This window comes from Nocardia sp. BMG51109 (assembly GCF_000526215.1).
In the GTDB taxonomy this organism is placed as follows: domain Bacteria; phylum Actinomycetota; class Actinomycetes; order Mycobacteriales; family Mycobacteriaceae; genus Nocardia.
The window spans coordinates 7,431,993-7,457,408 of the sequence record NZ_JAFQ01000004.1 but is presented as its reverse complement, the minus strand read 5'-3'; the positions used below and the strand labels follow the sequence as shown (position 1 = coordinate 7,457,408).

Annotated in this window: 25 protein-coding genes; 13 read left to right on the top strand and 12 right to left on the bottom strand. The window is 65.5% G+C overall.

Translation table 11 applies throughout. The features are described from left to right. Positions 1–221: 221 nt before the first annotated feature. Complete coding sequence (locus tag D892_RS0135105; protein WP_024805738.1) at positions 222–1,748, top strand: ISL3 family transposase; 1,527 nt, start codon at positions 222–224, stop codon at positions 1,746–1,748. A gap of 292 nt (positions 1,749–2,040) precedes the next feature. Then, entirely contained in the window at positions 2,041–4,401 is a 2,361-nt protein-coding gene (locus tag D892_RS44215; protein WP_198037066.1) for a serine/threonine-protein kinase, read from the top strand. Positions 4,402–4,751: 350 nt separating this feature from the next. Here the strand turns inward: D892_RS44215 and D892_RS0135095 are convergent, their stop codons facing one another. The 6 genes from D892_RS0135095 to D892_RS0135070 all read right to left on the bottom strand — a co-directional run bounded on the left by D892_RS0135095 (position 4,752) and on the right by D892_RS0135070 (position 10,915). After that, the gene (locus D892_RS0135095) at positions 4,752–5,378 is read right to left on the bottom strand and encodes a DUF5753 domain-containing protein (RefSeq protein ID WP_024805736.1); all 627 of its coding nucleotides are present in this window, start codon (positions 5,376–5,378) and stop codon (positions 4,752–4,754) included. Continuing rightward, the gene (locus tag D892_RS0135090) at positions 5,375–5,902 is read right to left on the bottom strand and encodes a DUF6879 family protein (RefSeq protein ID WP_024805735.1); all 528 of its coding nucleotides are present in this window, start codon (positions 5,900–5,902) and stop codon (positions 5,375–5,377) included. Before D892_RS0135090 ends, D892_RS0135095 begins: the two co-directional genes overlap by 4 nt. A 113-nt stretch (positions 5,903–6,015) precedes the next feature. Continuing rightward, on the bottom strand, positions 6,016–7,404 hold the full coding sequence (gene cysS, locus D892_RS0135085) for a cysteine--tRNA ligase (protein ID WP_024805734.1): 1,389 nt from the start codon (positions 7,402–7,404) through the stop codon (positions 6,016–6,018). Between the two features lie 56 nt (positions 7,405–7,460). Next, positions 7,461–8,867: a KamA family radical SAM protein gene (locus D892_RS0135080; protein ID WP_024805733.1), complete on the bottom strand. Its 1,407-nt coding sequence runs from the start codon at positions 8,865–8,867 to the stop codon at positions 7,461–7,463. 55 nt (positions 8,868–8,922) lie between these two features. Beyond that, positions 8,923–10,407, bottom strand: coding sequence for a DinB family protein (locus D892_RS0135075; RefSeq protein ID WP_198037065.1), 1,485 nt, complete (start codon positions 10,405–10,407; stop codon positions 8,923–8,925). A gap of 229 nt (positions 10,408–10,636) precedes the next feature. After that, positions 10,637–10,915, bottom strand: a complete 279-nt coding sequence (locus tag D892_RS0135070) for a hypothetical protein (RefSeq protein WP_024805731.1) — start codon at positions 10,913–10,915, stop codon at positions 10,637–10,639. A 181-nt stretch (positions 10,916–11,096) separates the two neighbouring features. Here D892_RS0135070 and D892_RS0135065 point away from each other — a divergent pair, with 181 nt between their 5' ends. The 3 genes from D892_RS0135065 to D892_RS0135055 are packed head-to-tail and all read left to right on the top strand — an operon-like array spanning position 11,097 to position 12,869. Then, positions 11,097–11,501: a hypothetical protein gene (locus D892_RS0135065; RefSeq protein WP_232236239.1), complete on the top strand. Its 405-nt coding sequence runs from the start codon at positions 11,097–11,099 to the stop codon at positions 11,499–11,501. Then, positions 11,482–12,018, top strand: coding sequence for a DUF6879 family protein (locus tag D892_RS0135060; protein ID WP_024805729.1), 537 nt, complete (start codon positions 11,482–11,484; stop codon positions 12,016–12,018). Before D892_RS0135065 ends, D892_RS0135060 begins: the two co-directional genes overlap by 20 nt. Beyond that, a complete protein-coding gene (locus D892_RS0135055) occupies positions 12,015–12,869 on the top strand; it encodes a helix-turn-helix transcriptional regulator (RefSeq protein ID WP_024805728.1) in 855 nt (284 codons plus the stop codon). Before D892_RS0135060 ends, D892_RS0135055 begins: the two co-directional genes overlap by 4 nt. Positions 12,870–12,885: 16 nt before the next feature. Here D892_RS0135055 and D892_RS0135050 read toward each other — a convergent pair whose 3' ends face one another. Beyond that, on the bottom strand, positions 12,886–14,211 hold the full coding sequence (locus D892_RS0135050) for a helix-turn-helix domain-containing protein (RefSeq protein ID WP_156959829.1): 1,326 nt from the start codon (positions 14,209–14,211) through the stop codon (positions 12,886–12,888). 227 nt (positions 14,212–14,438) lie between these two features. Between D892_RS0135050 and D892_RS0135045 the strand changes: the two genes are divergently transcribed. The 4 genes from D892_RS0135045 to D892_RS0135030 all read left to right on the top strand — a co-directional run bounded on the left by D892_RS0135045 (position 14,439) and on the right by D892_RS0135030 (position 15,958). After that, complete coding sequence (locus D892_RS0135045; protein WP_024805726.1) at positions 14,439–14,648, top strand: hypothetical protein; 210 nt, start codon at positions 14,439–14,441, stop codon at positions 14,646–14,648. Between the two features lie 3 nt (positions 14,649–14,651). After that, complete coding sequence (locus D892_RS0135040; protein ID WP_156959828.1) at positions 14,652–14,930, top strand: hypothetical protein; 279 nt, start codon at positions 14,652–14,654, stop codon at positions 14,928–14,930. 189 nt (positions 14,931–15,119) lie between these two features. Then, the gene (locus D892_RS0135035) at positions 15,120–15,758 is read left to right on the top strand and encodes a hypothetical protein (RefSeq protein ID WP_156959827.1); all 639 of its coding nucleotides are present in this window, start codon (positions 15,120–15,122) and stop codon (positions 15,756–15,758) included. Between the two features lie 14 nt (positions 15,759–15,772). Then, positions 15,773–15,958, top strand: a complete 186-nt coding sequence (locus tag D892_RS0135030) for a hypothetical protein (protein WP_232236238.1) — start codon at positions 15,773–15,775, stop codon at positions 15,956–15,958. Positions 15,959–16,234: 276 nt separating this feature from the next. On the opposite strand, the gene D892_RS0135025 is transcribed toward D892_RS0135030, so the two are convergent. Beyond that, complete coding sequence (locus tag D892_RS0135025; RefSeq protein ID WP_024805722.1) at positions 16,235–16,486, bottom strand: hypothetical protein; 252 nt, start codon at positions 16,484–16,486, stop codon at positions 16,235–16,237. Further along, positions 16,486–17,226: a TauD/TfdA family dioxygenase gene (locus D892_RS0135020; protein ID WP_024805721.1), complete on the bottom strand. Its 741-nt coding sequence runs from the start codon at positions 17,224–17,226 to the stop codon at positions 16,486–16,488. The genes D892_RS0135025 and D892_RS0135020 overlap by 1 nt, the downstream gene beginning before the upstream one ends. A 123-nt stretch (positions 17,227–17,349) precedes the next feature. Here D892_RS0135020 and D892_RS0135015 point away from each other — a divergent pair, with 123 nt between their 5' ends. Further along, positions 17,350–17,778, top strand: coding sequence for an NUDIX domain-containing protein (locus tag D892_RS0135015; protein ID WP_024805720.1), 429 nt, complete (start codon positions 17,350–17,352; stop codon positions 17,776–17,778). An 18-nt stretch (positions 17,779–17,796) separates the two neighbouring features. Then, positions 17,797–19,062: a helix-turn-helix domain-containing protein gene (locus D892_RS0135010; protein ID WP_051499303.1), complete on the top strand. Its 1,266-nt coding sequence runs from the start codon at positions 17,797–17,799 to the stop codon at positions 19,060–19,062. A gap of 497 nt (positions 19,063–19,559) precedes the next feature. On the opposite strand, the gene D892_RS0135000 is transcribed toward D892_RS0135010, so the two are convergent. Next, positions 19,560–20,354, bottom strand: a complete 795-nt coding sequence (locus tag D892_RS0135000; protein ID WP_024805717.1) for a bifunctional 2-polyprenyl-6-hydroxyphenol methylase/3-demethylubiquinol 3-O-methyltransferase UbiG — start codon at positions 20,352–20,354, stop codon at positions 19,560–19,562. Positions 20,355–20,393: 39 nt separating this feature from the next. Here D892_RS0135000 and D892_RS0134995 point away from each other — a divergent pair, with 39 nt between their 5' ends. Next, the gene (locus D892_RS0134995; RefSeq protein WP_232236237.1) at positions 20,394–20,975 is read left to right on the top strand and encodes a TetR/AcrR family transcriptional regulator; all 582 of its coding nucleotides are present in this window, start codon (positions 20,394–20,396) and stop codon (positions 20,973–20,975) included. Positions 20,976–21,006: 31 nt separating this feature from the next. Here D892_RS0134995 and D892_RS0134990 read toward each other — a convergent pair whose 3' ends face one another. Beyond that, positions 21,007–21,669 (bottom strand): hypothetical protein, encoded by a 663-nt coding sequence (locus tag D892_RS0134990; RefSeq protein ID WP_036570965.1) that lies wholly within the window; start codon positions 21,667–21,669, stop codon positions 21,007–21,009. An 18-nt stretch (positions 21,670–21,687) separates the two neighbouring features. On the opposite strand from D892_RS0134990, the gene D892_RS0134985 reads away from it, so the two are divergent. After that, on the top strand, positions 21,688–21,873 hold the full coding sequence (locus D892_RS0134985) for a hypothetical protein (RefSeq protein WP_024805714.1): 186 nt from the start codon (positions 21,688–21,690) through the stop codon (positions 21,871–21,873). Between the two features lie 160 nt (positions 21,874–22,033). On the opposite strand, the gene D892_RS0134980 is transcribed toward D892_RS0134985, so the two are convergent. Further along, a complete protein-coding gene (locus D892_RS0134980; protein ID WP_024805713.1) occupies positions 22,034–25,042 on the bottom strand; it encodes a tetratricopeptide repeat protein in 3,009 nt (1,002 codons plus the stop codon). Positions 25,043–25,416: the final 374 nt, after the last annotated feature.

Genomic DNA, 25,416 nt, shown 5'->3' with positions numbered 1-25,416 from the left:
TGTCGATAATCATTCGTTCAGCGGCAACTCTATGAGTCCGCTGGTCGGTTTGAGGAAGACCAAGTACTCCGGGGGGACTGCCCGACCGTGTACGCCACCGATCATGAGACGTTCGTGATCCAGCGTTGGCAGACTGATCAACCCGCTCAAGGGACTGTCGATCTAACGGCTCTGGTGCACTTCCGGTGGCGGATCGGTGTCGGTGACGGCACGATTCTTTGGTGCGTGAGGTGAATGTTGCTGTCAGCGTGGCGTTTTCGGGGTTGTCACCGCTGGTTGTCGAGGATGTGGTGGATGAGGGCGAACGGATCTCGGTTCTGGCGCGAACGCCGGACGGGCCGGCTTCCTGCCCGGCCTGCGGTGCCGAGTCCGGCCGGGTGCACAGCTACCACGAACGGACCCTCGCAGACGTTCCTGTCGACGGCCGAGCAGCAGTCGTGCGGGTGCGTGTTCGGCGGCTTGTCTGCCCAACACTGAACTGCTGCACCACGTTTCGTGAACAGGTCCCTGGCGTGGTGGAACGTTATCAGCGGCGGACGGTTCGCCTGACCCGGCAGGTGCGTGCGGTGGTGTGGGAACTGGCCGGGCGGGCCGCCACGCGGCTGCTGTCGCGGCTGGCGGTGCGGTTGTCCCGCCATACCGCCGTGCGGATCCTGCTGCGCATTCCGACGCAGCAGCGGCCGGTGCCGGCGGTTTTGAGCGTGGACGACTTCGCGCTGCGCCGCCGAAACCGTTACGGCACGGTCTTGATCGACGCGGTAACGCACGAGCGGATCGACGTACTACCCGACCGAAAGTCCGAAACCCTCGAGGTCTGGCTGCGTGAGCACCCCGGCGTCGAGATCGTCGTGCGCGACGGATCGGCCGCCTATGCCGAGGCCGTCCGCCGCGCTCTGCCTGCCGTGATTCAAGCTTCCGACCGGTGGCACCTGTGGCACGGGCTGGCGCGAGCAGTGGAGAAAGCCGTGGCCGCCCACAGCGGATGCTGGGCCAAAGCCGGACCGAAACGACAAACACTCACCCGCGAGAAGACCACGCTCGAACGCTGGCACGCCATCCACGACCTGCTCGATCAAGGCGTCGGACTGCTCGACTGCGCCCGCCGGCTCGGCCTGGGCCTCAACACCGTCAAGCGTTACGCCCGCACTACCGAGCCCGATCAGCTGCGCCGGCCGCCGCAATATCGGGCCTGCCTGGTCGACCCCTATCGTGATCACCTGCGCGCTCGCCGGGCCGCCGAACCCGGCGTCCCTGTGCTGCACCTGTTCCACGAGATCAAAGCCCTCGGCTACACCGGCAGCATCAACCTGCTGCACAAATACCTCAACCAAGGCCGCGCCGAAAGCGACCGGATCGCGCCGTCACCACGGCGGTTCACCTCCTGGATCATGACCCGACCCGCCGACCTGTCCGACGGGCGACGCGCTCACCTCGACGAACTGCTCGCCGCTTGCCCGGAGATGACCGATCTGGCCCGGCTGGTCGCCGAGTTCGCGCAGTTGATGACCGAGCGCCGCGGCAGCGACCTGGACTCATGGATGAAGCAGGTCCGCGAGGTCCGGCTGCCGGAACTCGATCCGTTCCTGCGCGGTCTCGACCAGGACCACGACGCCGCGATCGCCGGCCTCACGCTGCCCTACAGCAACGGCCCGGTCGAGGGCGTGAACACGAAAACCAAACTGATCAAACGGCCAATGTATGGCCGCGCCGGATTCCCGCTCCTACGGCACCGCATCCTGCTCGCCTAGCATCGACCGCCACCGGAAGTGCACCAGAGCCGGAGATCAGACACTCCCCCGAAGATCAAACAGTCCCGATCAGACAGTCCCCACTCATGTAGTAATCCGAACCATTTCGGTCCTGTAGCCCGCATGGTGCGGTCCCTCGGTGTCCAGTTCGTTGCCGGGGCTCGATCGGCGGTGCCCTGTCCCACTCGTCGGCGAACAGCACCTTCGGCCCTGTCCGCCGGTTCGCGGAGTTGCTCATGGACTCGGGATGAGGTGTGATCTAGCCACCAGCGCGTATGGGAGGTATCGGACGTTGGTCGCATTGGAGCCTGGGTCGGTTTTCGCCGGGTACACCATCGAACGTCTGCTCGGCGCTGGTGGTATGGGGGAGGTATACGCCGCTCGACATCCGCGGCTCCCCCGTTCCGACGCGCTGAAAGTGCTTGCCGCGCAGTTCACCCGCGACGACTCGTACCGGCGCCGCTTCGAGCGTGAGGCCGATCTCGCTGCGTCGCTGTCGCATCCCGGCATCGTCAGTGTCCACGACCGTGGGGAATTCGACGGGCGATTGTGGATCGCATTGGAGTTGATCGACGGCGTCGATGTGTCGGCGTCGCTCAACGCCTCGCCGCGCGGGTTGCCTACCGCCGACGTAGTGCGGGTGACCACCGAGGTGGCCGATGCACTCGACTACGCGGGCGCCCGCGGGTTGGTCCATCGGGACGTGAAACCCGCCAATATCCTGCTTGCCGGGACGGGTCACTACCTGCTGACCGATTTCGGGATCGCCAGGATGGGATCGGAGGACTCGGACCTCACCGGCACCGGGCTGACCATCGGTACCGTTGCCTACGCCTCTCCGGAGCAGATGCGGGGGCTGGCGGTCGACCCGCGATCCGACCAGTATTCACTGGCTGCCACCGTATTTCATCTTCTCACCGGTGCACAGCCGTTCACCGGCACCAACCCCGTCGCGGTGATCATGGCGCATGCGCAGCAGCCGGTCCCCAGCGTGCGGGAACGCCGGCCCGATCTCCCGCCGCACGTCGATTCGGTGCTCGCGCGGGCCATGGCGAAGACCCCGGAGAATCGCTTCCGCACCAGCAAGGAATTCGCGGCCGCCCTCGGCCAGGCACTCGCTGCGCCGGCCTCGCCTCCGCAATCGTCGGCCGGCTCGGCCGATCGCTACGCGGCCACAGTCGTCAACCCGGCCCGGACCGACCGTCGCCCACCTCATCCGGTTCCGCAGCCGCCACCGGTTCCCCGGAACACGGGACCTGGATCGACTCGACACAGGACACCTCTCGTCATCGGGGTGCTGGTTGCCGCAGCGGTGCTGGTTGTCGCCGGTGTGTTCGGTATCCGGGCACTCCACCAGCGCGACGCGGGTGCGGAGGAAGCCGCGCAACTGCCCCGCCGACCCGTGACGCCGATTCTGCCGTCGCTCGACAAACGGCCGGACACGCCGATCTGGACGCTGGGAGATATCCCCGGGCTTCCCGGGGACCAGCCCCGGGGCCCGTCGGCGCTGGGCGGCGATTCCGAGGTCGTCGTCTTCGGCCGCACCGTCTACATGCACGACGCGAACGTCGTCGACTACCTCGAAATTGTCGATGCGAACACCGGGCAGCACTGGTCCGGCACCCAACCCATCGTGATGGATACGACGAACGTTCTCAGCGCCGAGAGCTGTGTCGTCAACGAAAGTCACTCGGCGGCAGCCTGCCAGATCAACGGCGGCCCGACCGATACCGTGATCGTCGTCGACTTCGCGACGAGCCGGATCAGCGCCACCCTGCCTGCCGCGGGCGATGTCTCCGGCTTGACGGCCGCGGGTGAGCGTTTCGTTTTCATGGACAGGCGGAGCCACTATTCGTCGCCGTCACTGCGATCGGTCGGTGCCGACGGCCGGGAACTTCCGGCGATCGGCTGGCCCGACGCCCCACCGAGTTCCTCCTCGGATACACAACACTGGATCGATGCCTTCAAGCTGGTCGGGCTGGCTGTGGTCAAGTCCGCACCGGACCCGTCACAACCGTTGTCGAAATGGGAGTTCCGGGTGATCCGGCTCGAAGACGGACAAGAGGTGTTCCGGCGCGACTCCGTCGAAGAGATCCGCGACAGCGACTGGAATGTCTTCATCGACGGATTCGTTGTCGCGGACGGCCAGGGACCGCCCGCGATCTACGACCGGAACGGCACCAGAACCGCAGAGCTGCCGAAGGGATGGGCACCCAGCCGGCATCCGACCACGACCGGTTCAGAGACCTCGGAGACGTCGGTTCCGACGGCGATTCGCACCGATGGCGACAAGACGACCTACGCGGGAATCAGTCCGCGCACCGGGACCGTCCTGTGGGAGCAGCAGTCCTACAGTGCTGACGACAGTGACGATCCACTCCTGCTGCGCGGCATCGGAAATATGATCCTGACGTCGAAATCGGGCCGGGTGGTGGACGCCTATACCGGTGACTATGTGATCCCCGGCTTCATCCCGGAAGGCACCGAACTCGGCACCGACGGCAGCCGGGTCGCGGTCGCCACGGACGCTGCGGGTCTGGGAGACACACTCGAAGTGTGGAGCGACGCCGGTTCGGTCTGGGAGATCAAAAGCAAGTACACGCCGGTGTCTGTCGGCGGCAAGGTCTACGTCGGCAACCTGCGGCTCGTCTGAGTTATGAGCCGGCAGGCGCGGGCACACCTCCCGCCGCCGCGCAGTTCGATCGTCGACCATACGGGTGGGTGCCGAGCATCGATAGCCACCGAATCGTCGGCTTGATGCCACCGAATAGAGCGGGTGTGGCGCACCGCGAAGCGGTGTCAACGGCCACTTGCAGGTGGCTCCGGTTCACATTCGGTGGTCGTGAAGTGCTGATCGGACCGCGAGCATCCCGTTCATGCGAATGCCACTGTGGCAGTGTGCTTTTCCACACCAGATCCGGTGTCGGAGGTCGGGCGGTACCCGTGACCACCGAATGTGGACCAGAGCCGATCTAACGGTGGTTAGCGAGATAGACCTGCAGACTACCGTTTTTCCTGTCGATAGTGGTTGATTGCCGCTTCAATCAGTGAGCGGGCGGATTCGCCGATGACGGCGGTGGCGAGCAGGAAGTCGAAGACCCTTTCGTAGAGGGTGATTTCGCGGGGCTGGGTGACGGTGACCTCAGCGGTGACGGTCTCAACTTGAACCGTGGTGCGGTCGAAGATACCGAAGTTGGTTGTCGGATAACGGAATTGACTGTCACGCGGGGTAATGGCCAGAGCTATGCGAGGGTTGTGATGCAGGTCGAGCAGCCGTGTCAGCTGCTCGATCATGACGGTGGTGTCGCCGACGCGGGTATGGAGGCATTGTTCGGCGAGCAGAAAGTTGAAACGGTGCACGCCGGTGGCGAGGATGTCTTGACGGCGCATCCGAGTCTCGACCGCCGCAGCTAGGTCGTCAGGGCCGTCGATGACCTGTTGACAGGCGCGTAGCACGGCAGTGGCGTAATCGCGTGTTTGCAGCAGGCCCGGGATGAGTCCGGTTTCGTGCCAGCGAGTAAGCCGGGTGTCGGCGTCGCGGGCGGGGTGCCCGGTCAGACCCGCGCGGCGACGAATTTCCCGGAGCTGTTGTCCGAGTGCCTCCTTCGCGTCGTAAACCTCGTTGGTCACTGCTTCGCGTGCGCAACTGCGTATTCGGCAAATGGAATTGCCAGGTCCCATAAGTGCCGCTGCACTGACACGCAGTAGCCGACGATTCCCGGATCAGTGGTGACGGCCATGTCTGCGGGTCGGCCGCCTTTGTCGACCAGGTTGAACGCCACCTGCTCCTCGTCGAACAGCCACCAATCATCAGGGGGTACGTCTCCGGCCCGGTGACGCGGTACGTAGCGGATGTCCTCACCGGCTGCGACATTGCTGGCGGTGATGGACAGCAGCCACCGCTGGTAGTCCGAATGCGGCTCCGTCACCACGCGCACCCGGCTGACAGTGACACCGCGAGCGACGGTTTCACACATGAACTGGACCCAGGGACGTTCGGCGTAGTCACTTGGTGTCGGTTCGCCGTTCAGGAAGCGGCGCAACGGTTCGGATTCCGTAGCCGTGGCGTAAGCATCACGAACCTCGAGGTGGAACGCACTACGCTGGCACCTGCGAAACGGATCGTCGGCGGAGTCGCCTTGGAGTAGCTGCACCGTAGTACGTCCTCTCTCGCTTTGGCACCTCGCTGGCAGTCTCGTCTGCCGAGGACGTCCCCTGCGTGATGGGGTGGCAGGAGTCCGAGGTTGCAGTATCGGAGGACTCTGGGTCACTGCTGGTGGAGTGTCCATTGTGGACCATCTGGGGTGTCGGTCACGTCGATGCCGGCAGCGGCCAGTCGATCGCGTACTCGATCGGCGGCGGGCCAGTCTTCGGATGCGCGGGCTGAGGCGCGTTGTTCGAGTTGTGCGGCCACCAGCACGTTGAGTGCGTGGTGGGCGGCTGGAGTGTTTGCGTGGTGGTCCCAGTGCGGGTTCAGCGGGTCCAGTCCGAGGATGTCGAGCATTCCACGCACTTGCCCAGCGATCTCGGCGGCTGCGGCTGTGTCCTTTTCGGCGAGCGCCTTGTTGCCTTCGGTCACCAAGTTGTGGATCTCGGCGAGCGCTTTGGGCACGGCGAGATCGTTGTTCAATGCGGCGGCGAACGCATAGGTCCACTTGCCCGGTGACACGGCGCCTTCGGCATCGTCGACCTTGCGGACGAAGGCTTCCAGTCGCCGGTAAGCGGCGGCGGCATCGTCGAGTGCTTGCTCGGAGTATTCCAGCATCGACCGGTAGTGTGCACTGCCCAGGTAGTAGCGAAGTTCCACGGCCCGAACCTTTTTGAGCATGTTCGGCACGGACAGCACGTTGCCCAGTGACTTGGACATCTTTTCCCCGCCCAGGCTGACCCACCCGTTGTGCAACCAGTAGCGGGCGAAACCGTCACCGGCGGCGTGTGACTGGGCGGCTTCGTTCTCGTGATGCGGGAACAGCAGATCCATTCCGCCGCAGTGGATGTCGAACTCGGCACCGAGATAGGAGGTGGCCATCGCCGAGCATTCCACATGCCATCCTGGCCGGCCGGGTCCCCACGGCGACGGCCATGTGGGCTCGCCAGGCTTGTGTGCTTTCCAGAGGGTGAAATCCAGCGGGTCACGTTTGCCTTCGCCGAGGTTTTCGCCCTGCTGCAGGTCCTCGGGGTTGTGGCGTGCCAGTGCGCCGTACGCTGTGAAGCTGTGCACGTCGAAGTACACGTTGCCTTCGGAGGCATAGGCGTGGCCGGTGTCGATGAGCCGCTGCGTCAGCTCGATGATCTGGGTGATGTGCTCGGTCGCGCGGGGCTGCGCCGACGGCGGCAATATGCCGAGGGTGTCGTAGGCGTGGTCGAAAGCGCGTTCATAGGTGGCTGCCCATTCCCACCAGGGTCGGCCGGCCTCGGCGGCTTTGTCCAGGATCTTGTCGTTGATGTCGGTGACGTTGCGTACGAAGGCCACGTCGTGGTCGTTGGCCTGGAGCCAGCGCCGCAGCACGTCGAACGCCACGCCGCTGCGCACGTGTCCGATGTGTGGCTCGCCTTGCACGGTGGCGCCACATAGGTAGATCGACGCCCGACCGGGAATCAGGGGAGTGAATTCTCGCAGGCTCCGCGTGGCGGTGTCGAAGAGGTGCAGCGTCACGGGCGGCGATGCTACCGGTCGTGGTCCCGTTTCGGGACTTGCCATTCGGGGGGTCGTCATCCTGACGCGAGTTGTCGTGCCGGCCCGGAAGCCGGGCGGCCGTGATCACGGTCTGCCCACCACTGCCGTCCTTCCGGCGGAAGGGTGTGTACGGGGTCGTAGTAGGCGTACAACCGGCTCAAAGCCTCGGGGTCAGCGGCTTCCGACGCGGTGCGATAGTTCTTGGACCAGTACGATATTCCGCGCATCCGGTCGTAGTCGGCTGGTTGATGTACCCAGCGTTTGCCGACCATGGGCACATCGCAGACGATCCGTGGCGTTGCGAAGCCCGGGAGGTAACCCATGATGTCCAGTTGCAGGGCTTGAGCCTCGGATACCGAGATCCGCCAATGCTCGCTGAAAGGGATCATGTCGCACAGGTAGATGTAGTAGGGCATCACCGCGGCCTCGTCGAGCAGGGCGAAGCACAAGTCGAGCTGCGCGGTCGGACTGTCGTTCACCGACCGCAGCAGCACCGTCTGGTTGCGGATGTGGCGCAACCCCGCTTGCTGCAGGCGGCGGGCGGCAGCGCAGACACTCGGGGTGATTTGCTGAGCGACGTTGGCGTGGGTGTGCAGCGACAGCTGGACTCCGCGGTCGTGCGCGGTGCGGGCCAGTCGTGCGATTCCGGAGACCACTCGATCGTCGGCCCAGTGGTGGGGCAGCCCGATCAACGCCTTGCTCGCCAGCCGTATGTCGCGGATGGACTCTATTTCCAACAGTGCGCCGACGAACGCTTCGAGCCGCGGCCAAGGCATATTGGCCAGGTCTCCACCGGAGACCACGACATCACGCACGGCCGGCGTTGTCCGCAGGTAGGCGAGCATCGCGTCGAGTCGTGCTCGCGGGCCGAGTGTGAAAGCATTCTTGCCGATCTGCGGGGTGGAGTTGCCGACCAGGTCCATCCGGGTGCAGTGTCCGCAGTACTGTGGACAGGTGGAAACCGCCTCCACCAGAACTTTGTTGGGATAGCGGTGGGTCAGACCTTCTGTTGCCCACATATCGCGCTCGTGGAGCGAGTCTCTCCGAGCATAGGGATGGGAGGGGAAATCGGTGCATCGGTCGGAGAAGACGGGAAGCATATATCGGCGGACCGGATCGCGATAGAATGCGTCGGTGAGGCTTTCAGGGCCACGGACCGGAGCATCGCCAGCGATCGTATTGACCATATGGGGTGTTATCAGCATGGACATGGTCGCGCGCTCGCGTTGGTCGCGCTCCAGATCTGCGAAAAACACATCGCTCAGAAGATCGTCGGTGACATCGTGGAGTTGGCGGAGGTTCTTGACACAGTGAGCCCGCTGCCACTGCAGCGAGTTCCATTCCCGCTCGGTCGTCTTCCGCCAGCCCGGAAACCGGCGGTGATCGGGCTCATACGCGGTCTGCCGCCGGTATGAGTAGGGCTGTTCCAGATCGGGAGACATTGTCGTCCTCGTATCGATTGCACCAGTGATGGGTATGCCGGTCAGGAAACGTCAGCTATCCAATGCCCGGTTTGATGTCGGTGACCTGACTGAGCAGTCGCGCAGCTTCGTCGGCCCGTTCATTGATCGTGGTCATCAGGGAATCGACCCGGCCTGCGAGGAATCCGTCAGTTCCGATCAGTGCGGCCTCGGCGGTTTCCAAACCGCTGAACAAGCGTGCCGCGAAGCGATGGTTGGCTGTGTGCCGGTGGCCGGATGCGTCGAGGATCTTGTCGATCGAGACGGCGTGGTCGCGGGGGTGCCAGATGTACCGCTCGAGACGAAAACGCAGTTCGACAGGGCCGAGTTCCCACCATGCGGAACGGATTCCGAGTTCATTGTCGGTGATGCCGGAGAAGTCCTGTGTGTTGCGGAGATGAAGGCGCTCGTAGAGCGCCAGCAGCTCGTGCAGACTTTCGTGGCTGCCCGGCGGCTCTCCGTGCTGGGCAACCGTGTCCGTGGCCGGGACGACCTGAGGAGGAAGGCCCTTGCGGCCTCGATCCAACGCATGCAGGATCTGCGGCCGATATGCCCACCATTCGGCCATAACCATGTGTGCGAGGTTTTCGCGGATGGAACGCTCGGAACGTAGGGGCGTTTGGTCCAGCAATGCGTCAGGCACGCCGATGAACAGCGACTGGAATTCGCGATATGCGAATCGGTGCTGGCCCAGCAGGCGGTGCGTGTCGTTGAATCGCGGCCCGTGCCGTGCGCGTTCGCGTTCAGCGGTGACGGCGAAATTGCAGAGTTCTTGGTATGCCTGCAGGACGACTTCACGAAGGCAGTCCGAATACCACTGCCAGTCGCCGGTTCCGGGCTTGCCGATCCAGTCCTGCATGAGGACGTTGTCGGGCAATGTGGCGACTGTCTGGGCGAAACGTTCGACTGCGGCGGCGAGCGGAGAGGTCGTCACCTGGTGCTGATGATCCCATGTGGACTCGATGACACCGCCGTCCTGGGCGACCTTGCGCCAGCGGCTCACTTCCTCGACCGTGACGCGATCATCGGGATGGCGGGTGATCGCCTCATCGAAGAGCCCGATCGCCTTGCCGTATTTTTTGTTGCGTAGTGCTGCTTTGCCGCGTGCGACGAGGAACTGGGCTTTGAAGGCGTCCGGTGTCAGATGCCCGGGGGTGTCATGGAAGACGGTCTGATAGCCGACTGACAGACGGGTACGACGCGGTGCTCCATTCCATTCATGATGCCGGGTCTGATCGGGTGCGAGCAATTGGATAGTAGGTGACCAGATGTATATATGATTGTTGATGATATCGGTACTCGCCCGGTCCGGATCGGTGGTGACGACCCGGACCGGAAATGTGTATTCCATGACATCACGAGCGATATCGGGATCGGAATAGATGTTTCGATCATGGTTTACGCAGCCGGAGCATTCCGGCGAGTGCAGATCCAGTAGAACCGGTTTGTCTTCGACCTCGGATCGCCTGAGAAGTGCATGGAATTCGTGCTGGTCTGCCCACTGAACCTTCAACTTACTCATCTCCATTTAGATTTAGCAGGATTTTGCGGATCTTTATCTTGTGAAGTCGACGATGCGCAGGTGAGTCAGGCACCCAAGCTGTCCATGGAAACTGGAGACACAACAGGCCCGCGTCCGGCGGTTTACGTCCGAGAGCGCAGCACGAACCCCCGCACCGGATCATTCGAAGCGGGACAGCCTATAGGCGCGTGGTCGGCCGGTGTCATACCCACGTAGGGCATCCTCTAATTCACTCGCATGCGGCACCGGCCGGCATCGCTGCTTGCCATCGTTGGAGCCCGATTGCCCCGGTGGCGAATTCGTCGGTGCTGCTCACTACCCGGTCTTCGACCAGGTCGACGCCGAACGTGTCAGCGGATGCATCGGTGACGGCAGCGATCATCGCCTTGGCGGTCTCGGCGATGGCCTTCTTGTTATCGACCGGCGTCCAGCGACCAATCGCCGGCACTTCGATCAGCCACCGGCTGCCGCAGCAGTGAACCCGGACGAGATACTGGCTCAGCGACATACGCTCCCCTCGCTCCCGTTATGAGGGCAGCCCGGCACCAGGGAGTACCAAAGCCAATTGTGCTGTCCCGAGCAAGCTTTCACCTGGTGCCGAGCCACTATCTGCTGACGTTAGGGCGACCGGGCATCGCAGGGCCAGCATCTTGCTCGGTCTTGCTCGAATTCGGCCGAAACTTCGGTGAGTGAGCAAGTCGGCGATAGCATCGACCTACCGCGAATCAGCGGTGACACACCATCACACAGGGGGCTCGACCATGTACCACCTGACGTTTCTGGGCAAGGCCGGTTCACTCAACAAGGACTGCCCGACCGTGTACGCCACCGATCACGAGACATTCGTGATCCAGGGTTGGCAGACTGATCAACCCGATACCGTCGAAATCCCGCATGTACTACTGGGTTTCATCGAACAAGGCAGCTACCTCGGTGCCGTGCTCTCGGATACTGGCCGCGGTACCTTCACACTGTCCGGTCCGGTGATCACGGACCCCGAGGTACTCGGCAAGTTGGAGCTGGCCGAGGATGAGATGGCGATCGAAGTGCCAGCGCTAGAGAGGACGTTTTTCGGTGCAGCTGCTGCCCGGTGATGAGTGGATCGACCTGTTTCAGCGGTGCACAGGCGAGGCGTTCCACCTGGAGGTTAGGGACGCCTACGCCGTGCCCGCCGAATCCGAGCACTTTCAGCGGTTCCTCGACGGCGAGCCCGACGATTACGTCACCTTCCAGCAGCCGTGGCTGACCCTGATGCGGGAAGTCATGGACAACGGAGCCGCCGTGCGGCGCGTCCGAGTCGTGACCGTGCCGCACAGCGACTACCACCGCTGGGTACTGGTGGCAACGGCGCCGTCTGTTGAGGCTGGTGAAGATATCCGTTATCTACCACGACATTTGGCGGGCGAGGTGCCGCCCGATGACTGGTGGCTGTTCGATGACGAACTGCTCGCCTTCAACCTGGTCAATGAAAATGGCAAGCCAGCCGGCCTGGCCGTCACCACCGATCCGCAGCTTATCGATCACTGCCGCAGCGTGAAGCAGCGCCTGTGGGAGTTGGCCATTCCATACACTGACTACGCCGCGAGCGCCACCAAGCACACCGGACAGTGACGGACTCGGTTCAGCAGGCACGCGAAGCACTCGGCTTGCGGCTGAGGGAAATTCGGCGAGCCGCCGGGCTGAGCGGGCGTCAGCTCGCCAGCCTGGCCGGCTGGCACGAGTCCAAGGTATCGAAGATCGAGTACGGCAAAACCAAGCCGTCCGACGCCGATCTGCGGGCCTACTGCACCCACACCGGCACCGTCGACCAGCTGCCGGATCTGGCGGCAACCCTACACAGCATCGAGGCCGCCTACCTGGAATGGCGGCGCATCCTTGGCACCGGCACCAGGCGCGCCCAGAACGAAACGGTGAAGCTGGCGCAGCAGACGAAGCTGATGCGCATTTATCAGCCGATCATGATCCCCGGCATCCTGCAGACGGCCGACTACGCGGCAGCCACGCTGCGTAAAAGCATTGCGTTCTTCCACATTCCGGATGACCTGGAGCAAGGCGTCGCCAAACGGCTTGAACGACAGCAGGTGCTCTACCACGGCAGGCGCCAGCTCCGAATCATCATGGGGGAGCAGGCCCTGCACACCACGGTCGGAGACGACGATGTCATGGCCGGCCAATTGGATCGGCTCATTGCCGTGATTGGGTTGCCCCGCGTTCTGGTGGGCATCGTGCCTGCCGACGCCGAACTCACGATGGCCACAACCAACTTCGTTATGTACGACAACCGGATGGTTCTGGTCGAAGCGATTACCGCAGAGCTGACCATCACCCAGCCACGAGAAATCGCCCAGTACGCCGAGGTGTTCGACAGCCTCGCACGGCAGGCGGTGTTCGGCGACGCAGCACGCTCTCTGATCAACAAAGCCTCGGAACAGCGACGGTCACGATCCACAGATGAACCGTGACCGTCATCGTCGGAGGTCAGCTGCTGGCCACCAGCTCCAGAAACTCCCGCACTTCCGGCACCGCCCTGTGTGGACGAACGTCCTGTGCGATGCTCTGGATGGTGGCCCGCAGCCGTGTCGAGGTCATGCTGTTGATCTGATCGAAATGGTCGGTCAGGAGGTGGCAGCCTTTGGCGATGTCGCCACCCTGAATGTCGTTTTCGGCCAACTTGATACGCCAGCCCACGTTCTCTCGCGGCCATGACGCTGTGCCGTCGACCGCCTCTTGCAAGTAGCTCGTCGCGGTGCGGTGGTCGCCGATCCGCATGTACGACCAGCCGGTCATGCCGGCCAAGGCCACAGGCGGCAGATACACCCAGTCCGGGTCATGGCCGCGGCCGGATTCGTAGGCACGGTGCGCTCGGCTGATGGCGTTCACCATCGCGCTCTTATCGCCTGTCGCGCTGTGGGCGCCCGCCTCGTAGATCGCGCCCAGAGCGCGCAGCCTCGGTCCGCCGTCGCGGCGGGCAGCCGTCTGAGCGGCGTCGGCCAGATTGGCCCCGTCCCGCGGACGCGCCTCTTTGGTCGGCTTCGACGGCCCGAACCCACCCTGGAAGCTCTGCATGCTGGCATTGAGCAGGGCATGGGAGGCTGCGATGCCGTCGCCTGCGACAGTAGCCGTTTGCGCCGCCTCCGCGTAGTACCGCCGGGCCTGATCCAATCGGCCCGCATCGAAGTGCACCCATCCGGAAGCAGTCATCATCTCCGCAGCAGCGCTGGTCAGCTGGCGACCGACGGCCTCGCTGTAGCTGGCGGTTTTCAGTAGCTGCTCGACGTAGCGGACTTCATTGGCGGCCACCCGGCACAGCCGGTCACCGCCGACCAGCAGGTCGAGTTCGTGGATTTGGCTGGTACTGGCAGCAATTTCAGCAACGTCAGCGGCCCCGACCTGGACACTGCCCGTTGATGAGGTTGCTGTAGCTGCGTGTCCCGCGGCCCCGGCAGTCACGGCGGTTCCGGCCCCGAGAGCACTGGCTCGTAGGAAATTGCGACGATTCACGTCCGCCTCCTCGTCCGACTCCACTACCAGTATGGCAAGCGGGACGTGGAGCGCCTTGGCGATCCGGCGCAGGACCCGCACATCGTGGATGGCGGCTCCGTCGTGTTCCAGCTGGGAAATGACCGGCTGGGTGTAGCCGAGGATGGTTCCCAGCTCGGTTTGGGTCATGCCGAGCGATTTGCGAATCCGGCGGATGACCTCGCCGGTTGTCATATGCATGCTGCTGTCCCTGCTTCCGTATGAACGGGCATCTGCAAGATCGACCAAAACGCTCGGGACACGTTGCCAGGCAAAGAATTTCACCCTCGAACGGCACCTTATACGGTTTTCCGCATATTTTAGGGGTTTCGCGTATTTGCGCCGGTAAACGGCCTAAATGCCGCCTTACGGTCGGGGCCGCACCCGGCACCAAGGCGACGCCTGCTCCTCGGCAGGCGCACCGGTTGCCGGAGAGGCAGGCAAGCCGGTGGCGAGAGCCCTCGGTGCCGGGTGCATCCACGATGCCCCGCCGAAAGATCCGAGGTCACATCATGCACACCCTGTCCGTGCACCAGACGGTCGCTCTGACCGAACAGGAAACGCACTACGCGCCGGAGACTCCGTTCGGTGTCGACCGCGCCCATCTCATCGTGCAGTTCCATATTGCCTGCCGGGCAATCCGTTGCCCGCGTAAGGCTGCGGCGCTGCAGGTGCTGGCCGAGGCCGGCGCCGTGGTGCCGTCGACGACGCATCCGCGGTGAACCGTGGGTAACGTGGTGGCCCGGATGGCGATCGCGGACATTGAAGCGGGCCAACGGGTTCCGCCAGGTATGCTGCCCGCCACCCTACCCCGGTTACCCCGGCGCATTCGGCATATCCACATCGAGTCGGGTGCGCTTCGCTTGGACTTCCAGGCCAGCGCTGAGCAAGCCGAGAACGTGGCTGATGAACTGGCGCAGGGCTTTCCGGAGTTCGTTGTCACGGTCGATGATGAGGTGTGCCCGGATCTGCCGCCGTTACCGTGTGCAAATTTATGGGACTGAGCGGCCAGTGAGCGGCGTGCCTCCGCGCGGCTTGTTCGGCTGGATCCCGTCCGGTTGCTCCGGTTTCCGGACTGTGGATTCCTAATCTGGTGTTCCCCCAAGGAGTTTCGCTCTTTCGTTGTCCGTTGTTGCGCTTCGCGTTTCACACCTCCGTTTTCATATCTTCCCTACCGAAAGGATGCGTTATCTATGCCTGACGATCGCTCGGCCGCATCGTCCGAGTCACCGGCGCCGTCCATGCCATCCGAGCAATCCGATCGCCTTACCTACACCGTCTTCGATGGCTCCAGCCCGGATCATCCCCTTGCTTTCACGGTGCCGCCGGTGGAGGCGACGCCGGGTACGCCGTTGCCGGACTGCGCGCCGTTCTTGCGGGTCTGCGCCGGAGCCGAAGAACCGAGCACGGTCATGTTGCGTGGGGCACGGGAGTTCGTGGGGATTTGGCGGCATGTGTATGAGCAGCGACCAAAGGACATGAGCAAGCTCAATGAACAGCTGAGCTTGTACACCTGGTTCATCGATCGTGAAGCAGGCGGACACACCAAAGACGTTGCGTACCAGGACGATGCGCCGCTCAGCCCGTCATCGTACGGGCAATGGGTTGCTTGGCTCGTCTGGAAGTACGTCCTGTACGCGTTCCGGCAGCACGATCCGAAGCACGGTGATCGGGATGCGGCTGCACTGAGCTGGTGCATCGAGTCGTTCGATGAATTGGTGGGGGCGGTACGAGCGGGACGTTTGCGGTTGCCGCCGGAACAGGGGCTGGAGGGGGATGGGACGGAGTTTCCGCCACGGCGGGTGTGGCCGGAGAGCGGTGACGTCGGATGACATCGCCGGAGCCCGTGCACTTTCGGAACTTTGTCTACGCTGACAGCTGGCTGGCGGAGTTCCTGTGCCAGGCGTCTTTGATGGAGCTGACACCGCAACGGGCGGAGGAGCTGCGCGAGATCCATCGGTTCCATCATCCTGACGAGTGCATCGTGCATTTGGAGGCGGCGTATCTGCTTCTGATCGAGGACGACCTGTAGCTCCGGCATGGCATCGTGGCTTGTTGTCATCCTGTGGCCTGCGCCGGTGTTCTTCGCGGCGGTGGGGACTGCTGCTGGTGGCACTGGCTCTGTCCAACGACGCTCGGGCGAGGCTCGATACGGCGCGTGTGTACATGAGCGGGATTACGGAGGCGAGCGTCAGTCTGGGCCGTGGGCACGACGGCGAGCCTCCCGGCACGCATGGCCATCCAGTAGACCCCGTGGGATTCGTTGGCGGAGCCGCGCGGCTCGGCTAGCCGGAGGTCAGGGCATACGTCAGGTACGCACCCGCAACCAGTGGGGTCGTCGTAGCCGTCCGGCGATCTCGAGGACTTGCAGGGCGGCTTGTCGTTGCCTGCACTGCACGGTGTCGTTGTGGAGGTGGATTTGTAGTAGGCGGTGGGCTTGTTCGGTGGTGAGGGGGCCGGGATCGAATCCGCATTCGTCGTAGTAGGGATAGTGGTTGGGATCGTCGGAGCCGTTCTCGAATCGCATGGCGATCCGCACCGTGTCGTAGTCGACGTTCATCAGGCCACCGCCGCCGCGCCCGGGACCTCGAAGCCGGAGGAAATCGCGAATTCCGGGTGTGGGTTCAGGCTCAGCCGGTACATGACCCGCTCACCGGTGAAGGCCGTACGGCCGTGCAGCCAGCGATGATTGTGCAGGGCATAGCCCTGTCCGGGTTCGAGCGCGAACCGTACCGTGTGCCGCTCGATCGCCTCGTTGAGACCTGGTAGCCATCGAGTGAGGTCGGGTGAGAATTTCGCGAGGCCATCCGTGCGGTAGCGAACCCGGATACGGCCGCTGCGCGCGTGTTCGAACACCGACCCGAGATATCCGGCGGCACCACCGAAAAGCACTGTGCGAGAGCGTGACAACTCGTGCACGGCTTCGGGGCTGTGGGCTGCGAGGTCGGTGTAGACGCTGCGACCGTCGATAGCGATGCATTCGCCTCCGGAGCTGCTTTTGCGGCCGCAGAGCACTAGGAGGAGCGCAGGCGGGTCGATGACGCCGGATCGGTCGGTGTGCGGTGCCAGCGCTCCGGTTCCGAAGCCTTCGAACCCGATACGGCGGCCGACGTCGGCGCGATTCTCGAGCATTGTCACGCCGTCATCGTCACTGTCGCGGTGTGGCACTATCCGGCCCAGGGATGCGGCGAGCGTCACGAATTGTGCCCGGGTGCGGATGTGGTCGAACCGGGCGATTCCGTCGGTGGCGAGCCGGGAGGCAACGTGTGCCGCCCAATCTTGTTGCAGGTCAACGAACATGGTTTCACGGTGCGCTGTGCTCGTGACGGGCGTCCACTGACGGATCGTCACCGCACCGGGCGCTGACAGATTGTCATCGCCGAGACCGTCTCGCCGGGTGTCGTGGCTGCTAGCGTCGCGGGCATGACTGCCTCCGGTTACGTGCCGCACATGTACTCGATCTCGATCAAGGGCGTGGTCGTTCGTGACGGCCGGGTGCTGCTGTTGAGGAACGAGCGCGACGAGTGGGAGCTACCGGGCGGCCGGATCGAGCCGGACGAGACCCCGGAGGAATGCGTGGCTCGCGAGATCACCGAGGAAACGCAGTGGCCGGTCACGACCGGGCCGATTCTCGATTCGTGGATCTACTACATCAACGAAGCCGAAAAACACGTGTTCATCGTGACCTACGGCTGTTACCCGGATACCGACGCCGAGCCCGTACTGTCCCACGAACACAAAGAGGTCGGCCTGTTCGGTGAGGACGACATTGCCGGGCTGAACATGCCCGATGGTTACAAGCGATCGATCATGACGTGGTTCGCGCAACTGCGGGCAGGCGAGAACGTCTGAGAGCGGAAGGGCTGTGACATGAGCGACGGCCGGTGTCAGGCGTGCGGCGTCACCATCGGCCGCTACACTGCCGATCCGCTCTGTCCCACCTGCGCTGCCACAACCGACGAGGGGCACGCGGTCGCGATTGTTCCCGCGACACCGATCGCGTCGGCGGTGTGGCTGTGGGCTACACCCGAGGCAGGGACCGCCATCGCGACCCGCGACCTGCCGACCATTCTGCGCGCGTACCGGCGCATCAACGGCCTGAGCCAAATCGCGCTCGCCGAGCTGCTGGGTTACGACAAGTCGTACGTGTCGATGATCGAGACCAGCAAGCGCGCGATCACCGACGTGGCCAGCCGCCGCCATATCGCGGCCCGGCTCGGTCTCCCGGCTCACGTGCTCGGTGTCACGGGCACCGACGATGCCGAATACCGTGCGATGCTCCAATTCGGTGACAGCACAGTGCGACTCGCCGAAATCGCCCGCCAGGCCGGACATGCGGTCGAAGCAGTCAACGAACTATGGCCACTGGTGGCGCGGCTGGAAGCGCGTGCCGCCGAGGGGCACATGGAGCGGGACAGCCTCGTCCTGCTGGCACAGGCGCGTGTAGCGCTCGGGGTATCGCTGGGGACAGTGCTGCCCGAGGAACGGCTGTCGGCGGCAGCGAAATGGACCGGGCAGGCCGTCACCGTAGCGGCGAATCTCGATGACCCTATGTTCTACGCCCATGCGTTGCGGATGCACGGCAACGAACTCCGGAAGGCCGGGCACCCTGGCGCGGCCATCGCCCGGCTGGAGCAATCGTTGGAACTGTCGGCCGATCCGGCCGAACAGGGTGGTTCGCTGGCGTTCTTGTGCAGGGCCGCAGCTGAACTCGGCGACGCCGCCACATTCGACCGCGCTTTGGGCGACTACCGAAGACTGCTCGACTGCAACTTCGGAAGCGGACTGCTCTTTCGGCCGTTTACGTTACGGGAGATCGAGATTCGCGGATTGTTGAGTCTCGGCCGGCTGGGGGAGGCCCGTCGCCATATTCACGATCCGCCGGGTGAACCGGCTGCGCCGCAATGGCGCGTCATCGAACGAGTCACCAGCGGCGAAGTGCTGGCAGCGGTCGGTGAAACCGACACCGCCGCAGCAGCATTCACCGACGCCATGAAGTCGGCCGAGCATCACCGATTACCGCATCAGATACAGCGGGCAATCAGAGCATCAGCCAAGGCAGGCATGCGCGAACTGGCCGCGGAACATTCGGCAGCGCTCAATCGCATCCGGTCTCAACTGCCGGGAATGAGATGAGGCTCCCGCAAGATGGACAGGGCGTCAACGTTCACGCGGCATACTCCTCTGCTAACTCCAAAACGAGAGCACGGCTCTCAGTGTCACCCAGTGCCAGACGCTTGATGTCTGTGCACGCCCCACGAGACGAACTCGCCGCCACCCTCGACACCGCACCCACCGGACCCGACCCCGCCACCCTCACCGAAGTAGCCGACCACATCACCGACGTCATCACCTCCGGCACCGACCACGCCCGCAAGGCCCTGATTGAAACGCTCGTCGCCGAAGTCAAGATCACCGGACCCGGCCGCATCATCCCTGTGTTCCGCATCCCCCAAGCCCCGACCGACCCCCACGCCACAACCACCCCAGCAACGACCAAGGCCCCCGACCGGAGGAAAACCGCCGGTCAGGGCCTCAGAGAAAGGTGTTCGCGCAATGACAAACTTGGTGGAGCCAAGGGGACTCGAACCCCTGACCCTCACTCGGGGGCCGAGTGTGCAGCGCCGCGGGTGTCAGTCCCGGATCTTGCGGCCTACGAGGTGGAAGGCGCGGCTGAGTTGGCGGTAGGGGTCTCGCTGGGCGGCCTCGAGTTCGACTGCGGCCGTTGCCGATACCTGCTGCGTGTCGTTGGGGTCGAGTTCGGCTCCGCTGAATTCGAGCCAGTCGACGAACAGCCAGACGCCGTACCAGCGGATCGGCTCGACGCCATGGGCACGCAGTAGATCGCCGACCTCCTCCACTGTGTCGGCGCGGCCCCGTACGCCGAGTTCGCCGATCTCGTGCCGGGTGTCGAATGCCGCCAGGGCGTCGTCCCATCGGCGTTCCAGGGCCGGGCGGACCGCGGAGGCGTGGGCGTTGCCGGTCATGATCGAGACGAGGCCGCCGGGGGCGGCGCATCGGCAGAGCTGGTCGATCAGCGGGTGCGGATCCTCGAGGTAGCCGAGTACGCCGTGGCACAGGACGGCGCCGAAACGGCGGTTGTGCACCGCCTCGGCGGCGTTCTCACCGGTGGCTTCGAGGAGGGTGACCCGTTGGCGGGCTTCGTCGGACAGTTGTGGGAGCCGCTGCCGGGCCTTGTTCAGCATGGCCGGTGACGGGTCGAGCAGCGTCACTTCGTATCCGGCCCGGGCGAGCGGGAACGATTGGTGGCCTGCACCGCCGCCGACGTCGAGGACCGACGCCGGAGCGGGCGGAAGATGGTCCAGCAGTTGGTGATGCATGACGTAGGTGCGTACGTGGCCCTTCACCGAGGCGTAGGCCTCGTCCGCGAACCTATCGGCCAGATCGGCCCAGATGTCGTCGTCCACGGCACCCAGCCTACAAGTTAGTGGTTGGTAACCAGTAACATGATCGGTGTGGCTGTGCGCATGAGTGGATCGGAACGGCGTGTCCAGGTGCTGGGGATCGCCGCGGGCGAATTCGCGGATCACGGGTTGCACGGTGCGTCCGTCGAGGCGATCGCGCGCGAGGCGGGCATCACGCAGGCGTACGTGTTCCGGATGTTCGGGACCAAGAAGGCGCTGTTCCTGGAACTGGTCGGCGCGGCCTTCGACCGGCTCAGCGACGGCATGGCCGAAGCCGCCGAGGGTGCCGGAGATCTCGGCGCGCTGTCGCTGATGGGTGCGCGGTACTACGAATCGCTCTCGGACCGCACCGCACTTCTGTTGCAGCTCCAGGGTTTTGCCGCCTGCGGCGACGACGAGGTCCGAGATTTCGTGCGCACCCGCATGGCTCGCATGTGGGACACGGTGGCCGGCACGACCGGCCTGGACGCGGTGACGGTGAAATCGTTCCTCGCCTTCGGCATGCTGCTGAACAACGTGGCGGCCCTCGACATCGACGACCTGGACGAGCCGTGGGCGAAAGGCGTTCGCACACGCATCAACCCGGGCCTGTTCGAACACATCACCGCCGAAACCAACCGCTGAGATCGTCAGTTCTTTTCCGGCGGCGTGGGATTCACGTCCCATCCGCGGGAACGTTGACCGCGATCTCCCCGCCCAGTCGGTACCCCTCGGACAGCCGCAGGTTGTCGCCGCTCCAGAAACTGCCGGGATCATATCGATTCGGGCGCTTGCGCGGCAGCAGGCCCATCGCCTGATACGTCATCGCGACGATCTCGGCGCAGTAGGCGTTTTCCAGTCCGGCAGTATCGGATTCGCGCTTCTTCCGGCCTCTCGGGACCGGTACGCGTCCGAGAAACCACCGTCCCGTCAGCGCGCCGGTCGAGGGGAAGGGTATGCCGTCCAGCCGCGCCACCGTCCGCAGCGCCGCATCCTCCATGTCGCGGGTCACCGGGCGGTCGAGTTGGCGAATCCACGCCCGCTGCTCGTACTCCTGGGTCCAGCGCAGGACCGCGGCCCGCAGATCGTGCAGCTGAGCCCCGCGATGATGGCCGCCCGACCAGGCGTCCGGCAGTGTCCGGCCGAGTTCGGCGTGCCACATCAGCGGCGGCAGATCGTCGATGACCACCGCCATGCCGACGTGGTTGACCGGACTGTTGGTCAATCCCCGGATGGCCAGGTCGGCGCGGGAATGTCCGCGGAACAACCACAGATCACCTGTCCGGGTGAGGTCTACCGCTTCGTCGAAACCGGCACTCGACGGCGCTTCGCGTGGCACGCCCACTAGCCTAGGCCCATGCGTTGGTGGAAGGTGCTGGGCCTGGCGGGTGCCGCGGGTGTCGCGGCCACCGGAGTGATCATCGTGCGGGACGAACGCAAGCGCCGCGCGTACACCCCGGACCAGGTCCGCGAACGACTCCACGCGCGCCTCGACGATCAGCCCGACGGGACGGACCCGACAGCACCGGCAGACAAGCCCTGACCGATGGCCTCGGCCCGTGGAAGATGACCGCCGAGATCGGTGATCGCACGGCAGATCTCAGGGCCGATAGCCCTGACAAAGGTGAGGCAGCCGCGCCGTGCCGCATGATCGTTCCCCTGGTCGTGCGTCCCAGCGGTCGAGTGCCTCGGACCGTGTCCCCTCACCACTCCCGCAGGACCCGTTCGACCCGGCCGGGCTCGCCGATGCCGTGGCGGTGGCAGATCTCGATCGCCTCCTTCAGCTCCGGTGCCGGATCCTCGCCGCGCCGCTCGGTCAGCCGGGCCTGGCCGGCCTGCACGCGCGCGATCCACAGCGTGTCACCGAGATCCGCGAAGAGGGTGTGCGCGTGGGCGAGTGCGGCCGCGGCGGCCACGAAGTCGCCGCGGTCCCTGGCCAGTAAACCCAGCTGCCGCAGCGCCCGGCCGCGCGCGGGACGATCGCCGCGGGTGCGGAACACGATGTCCAGGGCGGCGTCGACGCGGTCCTGCGCCGGACCGTATCGCTCGCCGGCGCGGTCGAGATCGGCCAGGCTCAGCAGGCAGCGGGCGACCCAGCGGCGATCGTCGAGGGATTCGAAGAGGCGTTGCGCGCGTTCGATATCCGACGCGGCCCGCGACTCGTGGCCCGCCAAGCGGTGCGCGTCGCCCCGGTTGCGCAGGGTGACCGCGGTGCCGCGGCGGTCGCCGAGCCGATCGAACAGCGCCAGGGCCTGCTCGAAGGTCTCGAACGCGCGGCCGTCGGCGCCTTCGTTGCGGTGCACCACGGCGATCTGGCGCAGCGCCCGTGCCTGCCACCGCTGGTCGTCGAGATCGGTGAAGACGCCCAGGGCGTCCTCGAACATGCGCGTTGCCCGGTCGTTGTCCCACCGGTCGCGATGAACCTGCCCGAACCGCAGCAGGGTCCGGGCCTCGCCGAGGCGGTCGCCGAGTTCGCGATGGATCGCCAGGCTCTCCTCGAAACAGCGGGTGGCGTCGTCCCAGCGGGACAGTCCGCGGTCGGCGTCGCCGAGCCCGTTCAGCACCTTCGCGACCAGGCGCGGATTCCGCTCGCGGCGCGCTATCGGCAGCGCGGTGGAGAACGCGTCGACGGCCTCGTCGAGGCGACCCTGACAGCGGCGGGTGTCGCCCAGACTCCGCATCGCCGTGGCCCATTGACGGTCCTCGTCGAGGTGCCGGAACACCTCCGCGGCACCGGTCAGCATCGCGGCGGCGTCATCGAAGCGGCCCAGCCGACGGTGCAGCGTGCCCAGGCTGCGGAGGGCGGCGGCCTCGGTGTGTGCCTGCTCGGTGTGTGCCTGCTCGGTGTGTGCCTGCTCGGTGTGTGCCTGCCCGGTCGCGGCGGGGTGAGTGGCGCCGGCCGGGCCGACCAGCACCGGCAGTGTCGCGGCCAGTTGCCTGGTCCGGCTCCACAGCCCGAGGTCGTGCGCGAGTTCCACGGCCGCAAGGAGATTGCGCTGCTCGGCCGCCAGCCACCGGTGCGGATGCGCGCGGGCCAGGGCGGCCGGATTCGCCGCGCCGCCGAACGGTTGAGCCCCGTTCGCGCCGCCGAATGGACGAGCCATGTCCGCGCCGCCGAATGGATGAGCCCCGTCCGCGTCGATGGACGGATATGCCTTGTAGGCGTGGATGGACGGATATGCCTCGTCCGTGCCGCCGGACAGTGTGGCCGAGGCGACGCGCACGGCGCCGAGGTATTCGTCGACGAGCCGCCGCGCGGCTGCTCGGCGCACCTCGGGCGGATCGTCGGCGGCCGAGCATTCGCGGGCGAAATCGCGGACCAGGTCGTGCAGCCGGTACCGGGGCATACCGGTCGCGTCGGCGCCGGCGGGCTCCACGAGCTGCGCGTCGACCAGGCCCTCGAGCAGGTGTTCGGCGCGGTGCGGGTCGATATCGAGCAGGGCGGCGAGATTCCAGGCGGGGAAGCTGGAGGCGGTCAGCGCCAGCATCCGGAACGCCGCCCGCTCGCCCTCGTTGCGGCTGCGGTAGCCGAGTGCGAACGAGGCCCGCACCTCGAGATCGCCGGCGGTGAGCAGGTCCAGCCGGTGGCTCTCGTCGGTCAGGCGGTCGGCGAACCACGACACGCTCCAGCCCGGACGCGACAGCAGCCGTGCCCCGGCGATCCGCAGCGCCAGCGGCAGCGCGCCGCACAGGCGGACCACCTCGCGCACCGCACTGGATTCCGCTCGCGCGCGCCGGTATCCGATCAGTGTGGTCAGCAACTCGACGGCCTGGCCGTCGGGCAGGACGTCGAGCGTGCGGTGTGTGCCGGGCAGCGCGGCCAGCGGCGTGCGGCTGGTGGCGAGGACGGCGCAGCCGGCGGTTCCGGGCAGCAGCGGGCGCAGCTGGGTCTCGTCGGCGGCATTGTCCAGCACGACCAGCACCCGGCGGCCGGACAGGCGGGTGCGGTACATGCGCGCGCGTTCCTCGGTGTCGCCGGGGATCGCGGCGCTCTCGACACCGAGCTCACGCAGGAACCCGGCGAGGATCTCGCCGGCGTCGGCCGGATCGGCGTCGGTACCACGCAGATTCGCGTACAGCTGTCCCTCGTGGAACACGTCGCGGAGCCGATGGCCGACATGGACGGCCAGCGCCGTCTTGCCCACACCGGGTTTGCCGGACACGGCGGCGAGCGGTACGGCGGTGCCGGGCGTGCGGCCCAGCAGATCCACCAGCTCCGCGACCTGGTCGTCGCGGCCGGTGAAATCGCTGGTGTCGGGCGGGAGATGCCTCGGCGCCCGGCCCGCGCTGCGGTCCTGTGCCGGGGCGGCCGCGCGGGCGGGCGGGGCGTAGTCGGGTGCCCAGCCGAGATGCACGGGGTTGGTGCGGAACAGGCGCGACAGCAGGTCCTGATAGTCCCAGCTGGGCCGCGATCCCGCCTCCCATTCCATCCAGGAACGGGAGACGAGCCCGCGCGGCCCGAGGTTCTCGCGCCGGCACATGCGGTGGAACTCCTCCACCGCCTCGGCGACCGTCCAGCCGCGGGCGAGCCGGCTGGCCTTGATCATCGTGTGACCGCAGTGCACCGCGATCTCCTCGGCGACGGTGTGCAGCAGGTCGGCGGGCGGGTCGTCGGCGGGCAGTTTCTCGGCGCCGCCGGGCCGATGAACGAGGCTGTCTCGGATGCGTCTCGCGCACCCCGGGTCACACGAGCGAGACCCTTTGTCGCTCATCCGGCACTCATCGGCTCGTCGGCCCCCTGCCCTCTGCCCCTGCTGCCACTGCTCGGGCCCCCTGCCCTCTGCCACTGATCGCTCTACGGTAGCTCGATACCGGCCGCCGCGCCCGCCGAACGGGGACCCGGATGTGTCCGGACCGGTCGCGCATCGGCGCAAGATGAGAGCGCGTCTCGGTCGCCGGTGACCGCCGCATTCGCGCAGCGCTCCGACCACCGGCGGGGCGGCCGATCCGATCGCGGGCGCCGGGTGCGGCGGGCTCTCGTCTCGTCTGTGCCGTGCGCTCCCGATACCGTCTGTCGCGCAGCAGATTCAGGACACGTCAGGAGCAAGGAGGACCCAACGTCCACGCCCGATCCCACGCAGACGGG

Excerpts from the sequence above, each read along its gene's own strand:
- D892_RS0135075 (WP_198037065.1), bottom strand. The coding sequence starts at position 10,407 with ATGAGTAAGTTGAAGGTTCAGTGGGCAGACCAGCACGAATTCCATGCA.
- D892_RS0135020 (WP_024805721.1), bottom strand. The coding sequence starts at position 17,226 with ATGTTCGTTGACCTGCAACAAGATTGGGCGGCACACGTTGCCTCCCGG.
- D892_RS0134980 (WP_024805713.1), bottom strand. The coding sequence starts at position 25,042 with ATGAGCGACAAAGGGTCTCGCTCGTGTGACCCGGGGTGCGCGAGACGC.
- D892_RS0135080 (WP_024805733.1), bottom strand. The coding sequence starts at position 8,867 with ATGTCTCCCGATCTGGAACAGCCCTACTCATACCGGCGGCAGACCGCG.
- D892_RS0135015 (WP_024805720.1), top strand. The coding sequence starts at position 17,350 with ATGACTGCCTCCGGTTACGTGCCGCACATGTACTCGATCTCGATCAAG.
- D892_RS0135045 (WP_024805726.1), top strand. The coding sequence starts at position 14,439 with ATGCACACCCTGTCCGTGCACCAGACGGTCGCTCTGACCGAACAGGAA.
- D892_RS0134995 (WP_232236237.1), top strand. The coding sequence starts at position 20,394 with ATGATCGGTGTGGCTGTGCGCATGAGTGGATCGGAACGGCGTGTCCAG.
- D892_RS0134985 (WP_024805714.1), top strand. The coding sequence starts at position 21,688 with ATGCGTTGGTGGAAGGTGCTGGGCCTGGCGGGTGCCGCGGGTGTCGCG.
- D892_RS0135010 (WP_051499303.1), top strand. The coding sequence starts at position 17,797 with ATGAGCGACGGCCGGTGTCAGGCGTGCGGCGTCACCATCGGCCGCTAC.
- D892_RS0135025 (WP_024805722.1), bottom strand. The coding sequence starts at position 16,486 with ATGAACGTCGACTACGACACGGTGCGGATCGCCATGCGATTCGAGAAC.
- D892_RS0135070 (WP_024805731.1), bottom strand. The coding sequence starts at position 10,915 with ATGTCGCTGAGCCAGTATCTCGTCCGGGTTCACTGCTGCGGCAGCCGG.
- D892_RS0135035 (WP_156959827.1), top strand. The coding sequence starts at position 15,120 with ATGCCTGACGATCGCTCGGCCGCATCGTCCGAGTCACCGGCGCCGTCC.